Here is a 14,499-nt window from a genome sequence, read left to right as displayed (position 1 = left end):
CAGAAAAGACGGAGGGGTCGGCGGGCTAAATATGGCGCTATAGAAATATTAAAAATTAAACTCTTGTTCCCAATCAAAGTTTTCGGATTCCTCTAAACTTTTAGGCCAATGACAACACCATTCCGGCACGCCGGGTGTTTCCACTCTATCAAGGCTTGGTGTGTAAGGCTTTATATCAAGTACAGGTGAGTTGTCGTTAGCGTCAATATAAGCAATCTGAATAACGCCGCTTTCGTAATCAATATTGATGATTTGTACTGCTGTTAAAGCAAGTGGATTAGGACGAACAGGCGACCTTGTAGCAAAAATACCCATTATCTCAGGAGCCTTTTTGTATGGCTGTTGTGTTTCAAAAACGTTCCTTGTTTCCTCATTGTCAAAGTCGCTAAACCACCAAATGACATTGAGATGGCTAAAACCATTCAACGCTTGCAGAGCAGGAATGTATTTTGGCTCAAGTTTGATAAACATTCCGTTCTCCCTTACGTTGACCTTGCCAATAGACTTAACCATAAAATTTTGCATATCTCATTTCCTCCATCTGATTTTTATTTGCCTGCAAATTCAGTTTAGTCCCTCACATCATGTGAGAGTAAATATGAAAAAAGCGTCCTGCAAATATTTTTTGCAAGACGCTTTTGCTATATTTTTTCCAGCGGGATTTGTATTTCAGTTAAGTATTTATCGGGGTTTTCTTCATTCCACGGCCCCCTATGAACGATTTGCCTACTCTGCCCGGTCATTTTATACTGATTATGTTCCTGCAACCAATTTGCAAAGGCGAGAAAGGCCCCCGCAATATTTTCAAAAGACCCATATACCATAGTACACGCCATAGTTGGTATGGGCTCAGTATTACGATATACGAACCCGCTTGTATTTTCGCCCATCCGGGATACAGGTGCACATATTTCCATATCAACATCTTTTTCTCTATAATCCATATCGTGATATATGGTAAAAGTATCATTTGAAATAGGAATACTATGTTTAACTGCAAAGGCCGACATTTCTTTCCATAACTGCCCCTCTGCATAATAATCGGGAACAATTCGCCTTAAAGAAAATACTTGATAACTGGGAATAGATTTGATTGAAACATTGTAGTTAATAGCTATTTTTTCACGCCGAATATCATCTTTCGCTAACTCGATTTTAGATAGTTTATCTTGTTCCACTTTAATCGCGTTTTCGATTTCCAAACGCTTATTCTCAAGTTGTTTTGTAATAAATTCATCATCCCACCGATTAAGGGCAACCGCGATTTCAGAAACATTAAAACCTAAATCGCGCAAGAAGATTATTTTATTCAAAGCAGGAATTTGCTCTGTGGAATATAGTCTGTAATTTGTAAATTTATCAGTTTCTGCTGGCTTTAATAAGCCTGTTTCATCATAATATCTCAACATACGGATTGATACTTGCGTGAGCTTGGAAAATTCGCCTATCTTGAACATTCGCATCACCCCTATTTCCGACATTATATCCTGTATATTTCTGAACTACAATCAGCCTTTATACATTTACCCGCTTGTTGGCTGTCTATCTCACTTTTTGGTATTAGGAGGTCGTAGCATCCAAGCCGTCGTAAAAAAATATGGCGGCTTTTTTGGTCCATCTCGGTCTGGACGGCAATGATCTTAGGTTACCCGGAAGGGGCGTTGTGATTAGAAATAATTGGATAGAGACAAACCACTTTCTCTCCCATGGCAGGATTTTGAAAATGAATGTCGAAAAATTAATTACACCCGATTGTGATCATTCCACATCTGTTACGTCTGTCTGTTACTTTGTTAGTCAAGCGATCATCAACTTCACAAATGCATGATATATTCCGATAATGAGCGGGATATCCATATATTTTTAATGAGTAGAGTTATTGACTGGAGTTCAACCTAGGGAGGGATCGGATTGCATACAGAGGAATTTGTCAAATTACTTGGAAGGATCATGAAAGATTTTCAGACCCATATGGAAGACCATCTTGCACCTTCCTTAACAACATCGCAATTGAGCGTTCTGGAAGTCATGATTCAGCAGGAGAATCACAGCTTAAAGCCTTCGGATCTTATTCCGTTTCTCTCCACTACACCTGCTGCCGTAACGATGCTGCTGGATCGGATGGAACGGGGTGAACTGATTCGTCGGGAGCGCGATGAGGCCGATCGCCGGATCGTATGGGTATCCATTACGGAGAAGGGAAAAGAAGAACTCGAGCGTGGAGTCTCTATTCGGGATACATACATCAACAGCATTCTTGATCGAATCTCAACGCATAATCAGCAATTGCTAGTTTATTTGCTTGGGAAAATTTCAGGAGCGAAATCTTGAACAGAACAAGGGGGGGAATCGTAGAGTAATGGATTAAATATAGGACAATTCACACCAGAGACAGGTCGCTAGAGGTAGCGATTTGTCTTTTTTGCTGAATAAAGGATGAAATTAAAGTGCCGGGAATATATTTAACAACATAATGGAGGTGTCCTTATGGGATATGTTGAGGATTTGAGAAAGCAGGTAGGGAATCAACCTTTGATCTTAGTGAGGCCGAGCGCTGCAATTATAAATGAATTTGGGCAGATTTTATTAGTGAAGTATCGTGACGATTCCTGGGGGATCCCGGGGGGACTGATGGAGCTTGGAGAGTCGACTGAAGAGTGTATTAGAAGAGAAACGAAAGAAGAGATAGGTCTTGATCTGGGGAAGCTTCAATTATTCGACGTATTCTCAGGGAAGCAGCTATATACGAAACTGAGAAATGGGCATGAATACTATAATGTCATCATCGGCTACATTTGTACTGAATTTGAAGGGGAAATCGTCCCGGATGGTGTTGAAGTCATTGAAGCGAGATTTTACAGCTTGTCGGAAGTGCCTGCCAGTACACAACCGTATATTCGGGAGAAATTATATGAATTAGGTCCAAAATTAGAGCAAATTTTACGAGCGGCTAAATAAAAGCTAATATGTCCATTCCATCTTGAACCCATCAACCTGTAGGGTGGTGCTGAATAGTGATATTCTCAATATTGCAACTCATCGGCGGAGTTATTCTGGCCATCGGCTGGATTCCTCAGATTCTGCAGATTATGAAGACGAAGTCCGTCAGGGATTTAAGTCTGAAATCCTATTTGTTCATGTTACTGGGAATAGGACTCATGGAGATTTATGCCATTGATTTAGTCGCTAACGGCTCCGGGATTGCCTTTTTAATGACGAACAGTCTATCTTTATTAGTGGTGCTATTTGTAATTATGCTCGTTCTTCGTTATAGAAATAATTGATCCATTTGAAAAGAGGTGTTCCGTGCCGCGACAAATTACTCTGGCTGATGGAAGAACTGTTGAAGTAGATTGCCTTAGCTGTGCATTAACAAGTGGATTAATTGTGCCGACGGGTGGGGTGATCTATGAATCTGATCATTTCCATGTTCATCAGGATGTTGCATATCCCATTAAGGGACTAGTCATTTTAGCAGCAAAACGACATTTTTATGGTATGGACGAGCTTACAGATGAAGAACAATCGGAATATATCTCGTTAATCCACAGAATTAGAAGAGCTCAAAGAACCAGGCTTGGAATAGAGAAGGTTTACTATTTCTATAATGAAGATACGACACATCATTTTCATTTATGGATGGTTCCGAGATACGAGTGGATGAAGAAGTTTGGGAATTCAGTAGAATCGTTGAGACCAGTCCTTGTGCATGCTAGAAACTATATGAATGATGCTGAGAATATGAATGAGGTGCTAGGAGGTATCGATCAATTAAGAGAGGGATTGCAGGGGATATAGATGCAGATTAAAATAAAAGAAATGCAGAATTCAAAGGAGATACTTCGTAAATGACAGAAAAGCAGCTTCCCTACAAATTTAGTTTCTCGATTACTTACAAAGAATACCAGTCATTAACCTTGGCTCATTCGAAGAATCAATTGATTTTCCTTAGTGTGTTCATATTTCTGGTGTTTACAGCAACTACATGGATCAAAAGTTCCGATTTTAACGTGATGCTGATGAAGGTGCCAATAGGCATTGTGGTTAGCCTTGCCCTGACTTTGTTCATGTGGCTGCTTACGCTTTATAAGGCAAGACGGGTGTTCGAATCTAGTGGAATGTTGAAGAATGAACAGACCCTCACCCTATGCGAGGACGGAATACAGATGACGATAGATTCGAATGATTCGTTGATTCGATGGAATGATGTCGCTAAGGTAACCGAGTCGAAGCATTTGATTATTGTCTATCTGGCTAAAAATCAAGGTGTACTCATTTCTAAAAACGCCGTGGACATTGCTAGACTTAAGACAATTCTTCGTTCATTTCTGGAAGGTAGTAAATTACGGATCAAATAATTAAGATGTCTCAAAAAAGCATCACCCAGCCTCGGGTAGAGTGCACCCCTTAGAATAGACATTGGAAAAACCCCTTGGTTAATCCGATGAAATCTAAGGGGTGCATTTTTCATGGCGAATAAAGGTCAGAAGTTTCAGCATTATCCAGAATCCGTAAAACGTGAAGCCATTCGGCTGCATTTGGAGGAGAAGTGGACATATCGAGAGATCACAGAACACTTGGGGATTCATGATAAAGATCGAGTAAAAAAATGGATGAGAAAGTATCGTGAGGAAGGCGAGCGTGTATTCGAGGATCGCAGAGGAAATCCATTTCGGGAATCCACCGAGGAATATCGATATATTAGACGTTTGGAGATGGAGAATGCCGTTTTAAAAAAGTGGTTAGCCATCTTGAATCAGGAGGTGTACAAGAAAAACGGCAGGTCGTCGAAGCTTTAAGGGAACAATTTACGGTCAAGCAGTTGTGTGAGTATTTACAGCTTTCACGGAGCGGATATTATCAATATTTAAAGAGACAAAGTGAGGACCCTGATAAAGAACTGAAGGAGCGTATCCAGGCGATTTATGTGAAGCGACAAATGAAGTACGGTTATCGACGTATCCAGGGAGAGCTTGAGCGTGAAGGTTGGAAGGTCAATCATAAAAAAATTTTACGTTTGATGCAAGTGATGGGAATTAGATCGATTATACGCCGTAAGCGTAAGTCGAAACCTCAGGGAGATGGCTTAGTTCCTCGGATAGCAGAAAATCTCCTGCAGCGTAATTTCACAGCAGAAGTACCTGACCGAAAATGGGTGACCGACATCACGCAATATGCTGTTGGAGATACATCGCTGTACCTCTCTGCCATTAAGGACTTGTGCACGAAGGAAATCGTTGCTTACCAAATGAGCTTCCGCAACGATACGAAGCTTGTTTTAGAAACCTTTAAACAAGCATTTATAAAGAAAGAAGACATGACTGGCTTGATCGTTCACAGCGATCAAGGATGCCAGTACACGTCTCATGCGTACCATGACATGCTGCCACAGGTTGGCGCCCAAATCAGCATGTCTCGCCGCGGCAATTGTTTTGACAATGCCGCTATGGAGAGCTTCTTCTCACATCTTAAAACGGAAGCGCTCTATCCTTATGATATACGAAACATAGATGAAGCACAAAGAAGAATCGTAGAGTTCATTCGTTTTTATAACGAAGAACGAATTCAATTAAAATTAAAGAAACTGACGCCGGTGGAGTACCGACGCCAGTTCACAGCCTAGGGCTTTTTTCAATGTCCACAAAATTGGGGCTTGACCTCGGGATACTTCTCCACGAGAACTGGGAGATTTTTCTTGCAACAAGGTTAATGTTTTACTGTGAAAATGTTCCGGATTCGGGAGGGGAGCTGCTCTGGCTGAATTTCCTGCCAGAAAGTGACCCCGCGCAGCGGTGTGACGTACAGTTCAAGCAAAGCTCCCTCATGCAGTCGCTTGCTAGCACTGAAAGTTAACTCCTTTTTCTTGCCTTGTTTGTTATACACATCGAGAGAATAGTTATATCGTTCATTATTATCAGATTCTATTTCTGAATTGTTGATTATCGTATAGTAAATGGTCTTACCAGCGGGGTTGTCTGGAGTCAGCCGATCAGGATTCATGAAGTATACGGCAGCACCAATAATGATTACTATCATGAATAGGCTGACTAATGTAACGCCTCTTTTCATCATATCTATCCCCTTCCTCTATTATTATGCAGCCACATCCGAGTTCTTCAGCCACCGGATGGCAATAGCGGATGTCAATAAGATGAACAAGCTATTCATCAGGAAGAATTGTAGGGTATCTGCAGCGGTTAAGCTCTCCTGACTTAATACGCCCATCCCGATGGTCAACAGCGAATAAGGAAAATACAAGCCAATTTTCATAACATACATCCCCAATCCGATAAAGACAGCGCACACGCTAATACCGATAGGCACCGCGAAACTGCGGATACGCATCGAGAGCAGGAGCTGAATAGCACCGATCATGGTTGCAGCGACCCAGCCGCGGGTGATCCAGCCCAAGGTCTCCGGTGGGAAATGCTGCCCCAATCCAAGTAGAATACCGGCAGTGCCGTATAAAGCAAGAAATAGCAGCTGCACCGTGAGAATAAGAATGCTGATGATGACTAGCTTGGAGATAAATATATGCGCAGCAGAGCTTGGGGCGCTCATGACCATGTTCCAATTTTTATTCAAGTGCTCCAGCCTGCACACATAAGCGCAGCAGATAGCTATTAATACAGGCAGGAAGAACTCGCCGTAGAACAGGCTTACCTGCGTCCAAAGGCTATACCATTCATTCTGCAGAGCGCTCTGGTTCAAATAAAAGTTGGCGCAGCCGATCAACACTGCTAGGACAGGCAGCGCGACAAGGATCAGCCACATGCGAGAATGACGTAGCTTGAGCTGCTCAGCTCGAATACATCTGATTAACATAATGGTCCTCCTATAATTGGTTTGTTCAACGGTATAAGGCTACTTCTAAACCTCTTGCCTTGATACTTGCAAACGGCCAATGATGTATATAACGATACCCATGATTACTAGAATGCCTGGCAGTATAAATCCAATCGGTCGTGTTACGAACCGCATGATTGAATTCGCATAGTCGTAGGTTACTGGACATAGCTCAGTGTAGTAGGACCAGACGAATAGATGTCTGACCATGGCCGGGAACAACTGCGCCGCCATACCGATGAACCCGCCGATCATTCCGAGACAAAGGCTAAAGGCTTGATTCTTGATAGACAGGGACAGCCACTGTTGCAGCGCGATAACCACCTGATTGGTCAAAATAGCTCCGCCCAAAAATGGCATAAGTAGAGGAAGCAGTGCGGACCCTTGAAATTGATGCATCTTACCAAAGCCAACAATCGCCGCAGACTCAAGCAAGATAGCGAAAAGCATCAGGACTGAGGCGCATAAATACTTGGCGGCATAGATTCTTCCGCGAGTTACGGAGACGGAGAGCAGCAGCTTCCAGGTGCTGCCCTTATGCTCCATATCACAGATGAGGGATACGACTACCGCGGACAAGATCGGAAGGAATAACCCGTTCATGGAAGCAGTTGTCATAATCAGCCCTTCCCATCCTGCAAGATCCGGATTACGCGAGAGGGAAATGCTTGTGGAAAGGAAGATCCAGGCTAACTCTACACTAAGGAACAGGGCAATCATGAGAAACAGGCGTCTTCTGCGCAGCTTGTAAAATTCCAGACTCAGCATACTCATTAGAGGCTGCTCTCCTTTCCCGTCATTTCCAGGAACAGCTGCTCCAGACTTTTTCTGTGTTCCTCAATGCGAATGACATTTACTCCAGCATGCACAAGGGTCTTGTTAATTTTGGCGATCTCACGATCCCCGATACTCCTCAGCGTCAGGTATTCACCTGAGGGCAGCGGCGACAGCCCTTGATTAAACAGGATCCGCTCTGCATCTGCATTATTTTCCGTCTTCAGGGCGATGCAGGTTTCGCTCTTACTTCGAAGCTGATCCATGCTCCCTTGAAATACCAGCTTGCCTTGGCTGATAATGCCCACCGAGGTAGCGATCTGCTCGATCTCCGACAAGAGATGACTGGAGATCACCACAGTTATGCCGTACCGCTGAGGCAGGGATTGAATCAGCTCCCGTATTTCCCCGATCCCTGCCGGATCAAGCCCATTTGTCGGTTCATCGAGGATCAATAGCTTGGGAAAAGCGATCAGGGCCATAGCAATTCCCAGACGCTGCTTCATTCCTAGCGAATACTGACTTACCTTCTTGTCCTTTTGCTTCTCTAAGCGGACAATTTGCAGCGCCTCGTTCACATTTCGATCCGGGACATTACGCAGGCTCTGCATGATCCGCATGTTCTCATAGCCAGTCAGATGTCCGTAAAAAGAAGGCGATTCAATCAGCGAGCCGGTTTGACTGAGTATAAGGCGACGGTTTTTGCTGAAATCTTTACCGAAGACGGTGACCTTGCCGTCGGTCGGTTTGACTAATCCAAGGAGCATCTTGAGCGTGGTTGATTTTCCCGCTCCGTTTGGTCCTAGAAACCCATATACATCACCCTCGTAGACGCTTAAATTCACATTGTTGACACCATAGGTATCTCCATAGCATTTTGAAAGGTTATGTGTTGAGACAATTGCGTTCATTTGACTTCTCTCCCATCCAATTTCTAGTTCACCCTCTCAGCATATAGCCAGGACCCTTCTTGAACCTGACGACTACCTTACGAGAACCTTAAATCACTGTGCAAAACGGTGCGACTACTGATTCGGCAGGGCTCCCTTGGTATAATGATCATAGGTGATGAACACATGGAAGATTTAAAGCACAAGAAATTGCTGATCGTTGAGGATGAGTATGAAATCCGCCAAATGGTGGATCGTTTTTTGCGTAAGGAAGGTTATTTTCGTATATTTCATGCGGCTGATTGCAAGGAGGCTTTGGCTATCTGCCGGTCAGATAAGCCGGATATTACTATCTTGGACGTCATGCTGCCTGATGGTGATGGGTTTGCCCTGCTCACTTCGATCCGCCGCTTTTCTTCAATGCCTGTCCTGTTTCTGTCGGCTAGAGGGGAGGACGAGGACCGACTGCTGGGTCTTGGGCTTGGGGCGGACGATTATATGGTGAAGCCATTTCTGCCACGTGAGCTAGTACTGAGGCTTAACATTATTTTGCGGAGAGTATACGCCTCTCCGACCGCAGAGCATATGCCGGTCTTCCGGCTTGGCGATTATATCGTTGACTTGGAAGGCGCGGAGGTACGCAGCGAGCAAGGAGTACAGGCTTTAACCGCCAAAGAGCATGCGCTGCTAGTGAAGCTTTATAGCGAACGAGGGCGGATCGTTACCAGCGATGCATTATGCCAGACGGTGTGGGGAGACGATTATTTTGGATATGAGAATACGCTTATGGTGCACATCAGAAGAATACGGGAGAAGATTGAGACCAATCCCTCTAGCCCGGAGCACTTAATGACTGTAAGAGGGCTCGGTTATAAGCTGTTGATGAAGGAGGAGTAACATGGACGGCGCTGCTCGTATTTTAAGGCGTTTTGCAGGGGCAACCATCGTTATCTCTGTGTTTCTACTCATATTTAACTTCATTTTACTAGCAGTCTGGATCTTCAAGGGAATGAATGAGGGACAATCTCCGGATAGCGTTACGCAAAAGGCAGCAAGGGCCCTTCAATTAAATGCTGACGGGTATTCCTTCTATAAGGAGGGCCAGGAGATCCTTGAACAGAACCGAGCCTGGGCCATGTTAATTAATAGCAAGGGGGAAGTAGCTTGGGATTATGAATTGCCTACCTCGTTGCCCCGATCCTATACGCTTACCGAAGTAGCCCAATTTACGCGTAATTACTTAATGGATTACCCGGTGTATGTATGGGAGCATGTTAATGGGCTGCTCGTGGTCGGGTTTCCGAAGACCAGTATGGCAAAATATCAATTTAATGTGCCCGTTGGATGGGTTCAGAATTTGCCTTCCCGAATCGTTTTTCTTCTGATTGCGAATGCGCTGCTTGCTCTTTTGCTATCTCTTTTGATTGGCTCCCGTCTTATTAAATCGATCAAACCGATTCTGCGTGGAATCTATTCGCTTGCTCATGAACAGAACGCCTTTGTAGAGCCTAAAGGAATGTTCAGTAGCCTGGCTAAGAGTATCAATCACACATCTATATTGCTGGAGCAGAAGGATGCCGCACTCAAAGCGAGAGATGAAGCTCGTTCCAATTGGATCGCCGGCATATCGCATGACATTCGCACGCCATTGTCCATGGTGCTGGGCTATGCAAGCGAACTAGAGGAGAGCCCGGTTGTGCCCGAAGAACAGCGTCTACATGCCGCCATTATCCGGCAACAAGGCGAGAAGCTTCGTTCCCTTGTCAGCGATTTGAACCTCGTCTCTATGCTAGAGTATGAGATGCAGCCGCTTTATCCAAGAAAATTGCGTCTCTCGGTGCTGGCCCGGCAGATTGCTTCAGATTTTCTAAATCAGGGACTGGATAATAAATTCATGCTGGATGTGGATATCTCAGAGGAACAACTACGGGTAAATGTAGATGAGAAGCTGTTGACCCGTGCAATTACAAATTTGGTGCAGAACAGTATTCATCATAACCCCGAGGGGTGCCGAATTATTTTGCAGACGAGTGCCCTTTCAGATGGGCAGACCTGTCGGGTTATTGTAAAGGACGACGGGCAAGGAGTAGCGGAGGGAGATCTTCCTGACCTGCTTGAGCTGCCTTATTCGTCTAGAAGACGGCGGCCGGCCCATCATGGACACGGCTTAGGTCTGCCGATGGTTGCCCGGATTGCTAAGGCTCATCAAGGGCAGTTACTCCTGATTAGCAGAGAAGGCCAAGGAATGACAGCGGTCATTGAGCTTCCCGTATGGTCTGAATAGAATTGGCTTGAAAAGAAAAAACTTCTCCCTCTAATCATCCCCATGTATAATCATGGGAGAGGTGACAATTATTTATGAAGCAAATCGGTCAGGGTAGGACGGCAGATATATTTGAGGTTGATGAGAGCAGTATTCTGAAGCTGTATAAGAAAGGAATCTTCCATGAGGCGATAGATGTTGAGTTCTCAGTCAGCGAATTTGTTCATTCTTTAGGGATTCATACTCCCAAGCCGTTAGATTTACTGTGGCAGAATGAACGACGGGGGATTGTATTTCAACGCGTGTCCGGCGTATCACTGCTTGATGCGATAACCCGAAGACCATTGCTTGTTAAGAAATATGCTAGAATTCTTGCGTCCCTTCATAGTCAATTACACGCCTGTGAAGCGAGTGATTTAAAGAGAAAGCAGAAGGAAATACTGGCTTATAATATTAAGTCCGCTCCTCTATTACCTGAAGAAGAAAAGGGCAAGATCATCAATTATTTGGATCGATTACCAGATGACCATAAGCTTTGTCATGGGGATTTTCATCCAGACAACATTTTGCTTGGTGAGCAGCATTGGGCGATTGACTGGATGACTGGGGCTTCCGGCCATCCAGCGGGCGATGCCGCTAGAACTGTAATTTTATTGAGCTTTGGTGCGTTGCCACCTGGAACCCCGAAATTCATAGGGGTAATAATCCAGATGTTACGCCAAAAAATCAAGAACGAGTACCTGAAGCATTACTTAATGATTACAGGAAGAAATTTTACGGAAATCGATCAATGGATATTGCCGGTTGCGGCTGCTAGACTGGTAGAATGGATCCCTGAAGAAGAAAAAAATGAATTGGTACTAGAAATAAAGAAACGGCTAAGAGAAACATCATAATAAAAAAGGTGAAATAAGATGATTCTAGAAAAACTTGAATTGCTGACAGCAAATCTGCAAGCAACGAAGTCGTTCTATCAAGATGTGCTAGAATTGCAGCTTGTTGAAGACAAGGAAGATACTTTTACGGTACAGGCAGGGGCGACCCGTATTAGGTTTGAAGCAACGGAGGCATATGATCGTCCATTTTATCATTTTGCGCTGAATATTCCCGAGAATAAATTCCGCGAAGCGAAGAGTTGGATTCAGTCCCGGGTACAATTAATTCAGGAAGAAGGAGACGACGAAGTATTCTTTACCTCCTGGAATGCCCACTCTTTATATTTCGAAGATCCTTCGGGCAATATTGTTGAATTTATCGCTCGTCATAATCTCTCTAATGCGATCTTTCATTCTTATAACAGCGGTGAGATCAACGGCGTGAGTGAGATCGGTGTAGTTGCTAATGAGGTAATCCCGTTTGTGAGAACCTTGAATGAGATCGGTCTGCCTAACTGGAAAGAGGACAGTGAGGGACTTACTCCGGTAGGAGATGAGCATGGCTTATTCATCGTCGTCAAGAAGGGGAGGACCTGGTTCTTCTCGAATCAGAAGCCTGCCGAGTATTACCCGCTGCGAGTTTCCATACAAGGGATTGGCTGGCTTACCTTTGCAGAGGATTCAACGTTTACTATTATAGAAGCATAGAGAGCAGGGATATACGTGACTAATCTGACCTTTGAATTAATATCACAGGCGAACGCAAAAGAAATTCTCGAATTTGAAAAGGAAAACCGGGATTTTTTTGAAGCCTTCGTTCCATCAAGGGGGGATGAATATTATCAACCCGCAATTTTCCAGGAAATCATCAATAGCCTGATCGAAGAACAGCTTCAGGATCTATGCTATATGTACGTTATTCGGAATCAGGAAGGCGAAATGGTCGGCCGGATAAATATAGTTGATATTGTACAGGAGAAATGTAGAAGAGCGGAGCTTGGCTATCGAATTGGCCAGAAGCATGGCGGGAAGGGATATGCCACAGCGGCTGTGAAGCTGGCAATAAATGAAGCCTTTGAGCGTCATCGGATTGAGCAACTGGAAGCAGGGACTTCACCTTCCAATAGAGGCTCGCAGATTGTGCTTATCAAGAATGGATTTGAATTTGTTCGAAGAGAAGGACAAGCTGTGCAGGTGGGGGATCGCCTGGAAGACAGCATTTGGTTTGTGAAGAAGAAGGCTGCAGACTGATCGATTAAGCTATCGCAGGACTGAACCGAAGCTTCGTGATGAATGAGGAAAACTTGGATTTCGCCTAAGGAGGAACCCAAAATGTATGTATTGAAGACAAAAGAAACTGATAGCAGCGTTATCCAGTTTATTGAGAGTATCGAGAATTTGAAAAAGCGTGAAGATGCTTATCAACTGCTCGATATTTTCACGGAAACGACAGGCTATGAAGCAAAAATGTGGGGGCCAAGCATTATCGGCTTCGGGAGTTATCATTATAAATACGACTCTGGTCATGAGGGTGATGCACCGCTCGTTGGTTTCTCGCCTAGGAAAGCGAAGGTGAGTTTGTATTTTGCCACAGGCGACCCTGGACGGGAGGAACTACTGAAGAAGTTCGGAAAACATACAGCGGGAAAGTCATGTGTTTATTTTAACAAAACAGCAGATATTGATGTGACGGTCTTGAAAGAACTGATTCAGCAATCTGTTGAGTTCTTGAAGAGAACCTATCCAAATTCATAGAAAACTAGTAACCTCATCTCTGGAATGCCAGAGGCGAGGTTCTTCTTCTTAATGGGCCTTAGCCTCCAGTTCACAGGGTTATGGCGATATTGTTAGTATATAGTGCGATTTCAATCATTATTAAATAGAATAGACTGGAGCGGAGATTATGAGCAATTGGCCTACGTCGTTTATGGAACCGGAAATGTTGAGACAGCGGATAGCAGCAATGAGTATTCTAGATGCTATATTGTGTTCAGAGGATTGGCTGCGCAGATACCAGTATAACCCTCGGTGGGATGAGGATGCCGCGCTGGCCTCAGTAAGCAATGGTGCAGGAGACGAAATTTATATTGTATTCACTCCAGAAGGAGTCATTGTGAAGGGTTTTGATCATGAATCAGAAATGAGTCCCTATGCTAGGGATGATGAAGAGGTATGGCCGGGAATTTATGAGGAGACACCGCATTCCTTGCTTAGCAGGCTGAATGACGAAGCATTGTGCAAGGAGGACGTTACCTTCTGTTTGTGGAGAGAGTCTGGGGATCAAGTATGGAGATGTGGTGATATAGATTCGAAGGGACTGGATGACGGTTCTCGTTTTCTGTTAGGAATGATCTATGAAGCTCCGCAGGATTATATAGACTGGGCAGAGGACTATTATGAAATGAAGCTGCCTGTCGATATAGTTGCTAAGATTTACAAGGGTGAGCCCGTCAGTGAAGAGATGATCTTAGCCTTGAATCCAGAACGGGATGTACAGATGGCTTTGGAAGAGATTCGCGAGATCGGGAGATAGCAATACTTATTTTTAACGGTTCCATTTATAAATTCTACAGATAGAATAGTGATCTACGGTAGTGAAGACTCTTTATTCGGAGATGAGGCTTTACAGCAAATCGCTCCAGAGCATAGTCGTGGAATTATAGAAATTGCTGGAGCGGATCATGGACTGGAAGTAGGTAACGTTAGAGAGAATTTGAGTCGATTACAATATATCGTTGATCTTTATGTCCAATTCTTAACTTCAGGAGCAGTAGAGAAATAAACAAATCCAATAAAGAAAAAGCCCCTCGAGAAGAGGGGCTTTCTTACTGAAGAGCAGGAATCGTAATTC

The 14,499-nt window shown here is 44.0% G+C and carries 21 protein-coding genes; 15 read left to right on the top strand and 6 right to left on the bottom strand.

Translation table 11 applies throughout. The features are described from left to right. Positions 1-48: 48 nt before the first annotated feature. Positions 49-525 (bottom strand): SAM-dependent methyltransferase, encoded by a 477-nt coding sequence (locus ABD014_RS15830; RefSeq protein ID WP_343862820.1) that lies wholly within the window; start codon positions 523-525, stop codon positions 49-51. A 116-nt stretch (positions 526-641) separates the two neighbouring features. After that, complete coding sequence (locus ABD014_RS15825; protein ID WP_343862818.1) at positions 642-1,457, bottom strand: MerR family transcriptional regulator; 816 nt, start codon at positions 1,455-1,457, stop codon at positions 642-644. A 454-nt stretch (positions 1,458-1,911) separates the two neighbouring features. Here ABD014_RS15825 and ABD014_RS15820 point away from each other — a divergent pair, with 454 nt between their 5' ends. From ABD014_RS15820 to ABD014_RS15790, 7 genes are all read left to right on the top strand, one after another. Continuing rightward, complete coding sequence (locus tag ABD014_RS15820; RefSeq protein ID WP_343862817.1) at positions 1,912-2,331, top strand: MarR family winged helix-turn-helix transcriptional regulator; 420 nt, start codon at positions 1,912-1,914, stop codon at positions 2,329-2,331. A 156-nt stretch (positions 2,332-2,487) separates the two neighbouring features. Next, positions 2,488-2,958 carry an NUDIX hydrolase gene (locus tag ABD014_RS15815; RefSeq protein ID WP_343862816.1) on the top strand — a complete coding sequence of 157 codons (471 nt, stop codon included), beginning with the start codon at positions 2,488-2,490 and terminating at the stop codon, positions 2,956-2,958. 56 nt (positions 2,959-3,014) lie between these two features. Continuing rightward, positions 3,015-3,284 carry a PQ-loop domain-containing transporter gene (locus ABD014_RS15810; protein WP_343862814.1) on the top strand — a complete coding sequence of 90 codons (270 nt, stop codon included), beginning with the start codon at positions 3,015-3,017 and terminating at the stop codon, positions 3,282-3,284. 22 nt (positions 3,285-3,306) lie between these two features. Next, positions 3,307-3,798: an HIT family protein gene (locus tag ABD014_RS15805; RefSeq protein ID WP_343862812.1), complete on the top strand. Its 492-nt coding sequence runs from the start codon at positions 3,307-3,309 to the stop codon at positions 3,796-3,798. Positions 3,799-3,848: 50 nt separating this feature from the next. After that, complete coding sequence (locus tag ABD014_RS15800; protein ID WP_343862810.1) at positions 3,849-4,358, top strand: YcxB family protein; 510 nt, start codon at positions 3,849-3,851, stop codon at positions 4,356-4,358. 111 nt (positions 4,359-4,469) lie between these two features. Next, complete coding sequence (locus ABD014_RS15795; protein ID WP_343862808.1) at positions 4,470-4,799, top strand: helix-turn-helix domain-containing protein; 330 nt, start codon at positions 4,470-4,472, stop codon at positions 4,797-4,799. Further along, positions 4,739-5,623 carry an IS3 family transposase gene (locus ABD014_RS15790; protein WP_343862806.1) on the top strand — a complete coding sequence of 295 codons (885 nt, stop codon included), beginning with the start codon at positions 4,739-4,741 and terminating at the stop codon, positions 5,621-5,623. The genes ABD014_RS15795 and ABD014_RS15790 overlap by 61 nt, the downstream gene beginning before the upstream one ends. 83 nt (positions 5,624-5,706) lie before the next feature. On the opposite strand, the gene ABD014_RS15785 is transcribed toward ABD014_RS15790, so the two are convergent. Genes ABD014_RS15785 through ABD014_RS15770 form a run of 4 tightly spaced genes read right to left on the bottom strand, consistent with a single transcriptional unit; the run spans position 5,707 to position 8,531 of the window. Then, complete coding sequence (locus tag ABD014_RS15785; protein WP_343862804.1) at positions 5,707-6,072, bottom strand: YxeA family protein; 366 nt, start codon at positions 6,070-6,072, stop codon at positions 5,707-5,709. Positions 6,073-6,093: 21 nt separating this feature from the next. After that, positions 6,094-6,825 carry an ABC transporter permease gene (locus ABD014_RS15780; RefSeq protein ID WP_343862802.1) on the bottom strand — a complete coding sequence of 244 codons (732 nt, stop codon included), beginning with the start codon at positions 6,823-6,825 and terminating at the stop codon, positions 6,094-6,096. A gap of 45 nt (positions 6,826-6,870) precedes the next feature. After that, on the bottom strand, positions 6,871-7,620 hold the full coding sequence (locus ABD014_RS15775) for an ABC transporter permease (RefSeq protein WP_343862800.1): 750 nt from the start codon (positions 7,618-7,620) through the stop codon (positions 6,871-6,873). Continuing rightward, entirely contained in the window at positions 7,620-8,531 is a 912-nt protein-coding gene (locus ABD014_RS15770) for an ABC transporter ATP-binding protein (RefSeq protein WP_343862798.1), read from the bottom strand. The genes ABD014_RS15775 and ABD014_RS15770 overlap by 1 nt, the downstream gene beginning before the upstream one ends. A gap of 165 nt (positions 8,532-8,696) precedes the next feature. On the opposite strand from ABD014_RS15770, the gene ABD014_RS15765 reads away from it, so the two are divergent. The 8 genes from ABD014_RS15765 to ABD014_RS15730 all read left to right on the top strand — a co-directional run bounded on the left by ABD014_RS15765 (position 8,697) and on the right by ABD014_RS15730 (position 14,430). Beyond that, a complete protein-coding gene (locus ABD014_RS15765; protein WP_343862796.1) occupies positions 8,697-9,407 on the top strand; it encodes a response regulator transcription factor in 711 nt (236 codons plus the stop codon). A gap of 1 nt (position 9,408) precedes the next feature. Next, positions 9,409-10,794, top strand: coding sequence for a sensor histidine kinase (locus tag ABD014_RS15760; protein ID WP_343862794.1), 1,386 nt, complete (start codon positions 9,409-9,411; stop codon positions 10,792-10,794). 74 nt (positions 10,795-10,868) lie between these two features. Next, entirely contained in the window at positions 10,869-11,669 is an 801-nt protein-coding gene (locus ABD014_RS15755) for a phosphotransferase family protein (protein WP_343862792.1), read from the top strand. A gap of 18 nt (positions 11,670-11,687) precedes the next feature. After that, positions 11,688-12,356: a VOC family protein gene (locus tag ABD014_RS15750; RefSeq protein ID WP_343862789.1), complete on the top strand. Its 669-nt coding sequence runs from the start codon at positions 11,688-11,690 to the stop codon at positions 12,354-12,356. Positions 12,357-12,371: 15 nt separating this feature from the next. After that, positions 12,372-12,899 (top strand): GNAT family N-acetyltransferase, encoded by a 528-nt coding sequence (locus ABD014_RS15745; RefSeq protein ID WP_343862787.1) that lies wholly within the window; start codon positions 12,372-12,374, stop codon positions 12,897-12,899. A gap of 81 nt (positions 12,900-12,980) precedes the next feature. Then, positions 12,981-13,403, top strand: a complete 423-nt coding sequence (locus ABD014_RS15740; protein WP_343862785.1) for a DUF1801 domain-containing protein — start codon at positions 12,981-12,983, stop codon at positions 13,401-13,403. 148 nt (positions 13,404-13,551) lie between these two features. Further along, entirely contained in the window at positions 13,552-14,181 is a 630-nt protein-coding gene (locus ABD014_RS15735) for a hypothetical protein (RefSeq protein WP_343862783.1), read from the top strand. Between the two features lie 48 nt (positions 14,182-14,229). Further along, positions 14,230-14,430 (top strand): hypothetical protein, encoded by a 201-nt coding sequence (locus tag ABD014_RS15730; RefSeq protein WP_343862781.1) that lies wholly within the window; start codon positions 14,230-14,232, stop codon positions 14,428-14,430. Positions 14,431-14,499 lie beyond the last annotated feature (69 nt).

Source organism: Paenibacillus motobuensis (genome assembly GCF_039521865.1).
Classification (GTDB): Bacteria; Bacillota; Bacilli; order Paenibacillales; family Paenibacillaceae; genus Fontibacillus; species Fontibacillus motobuensis.
Note: the sequence above shows the minus strand (reverse complement) of the source record. Positions and strands in the feature narration are given on the sequence as shown.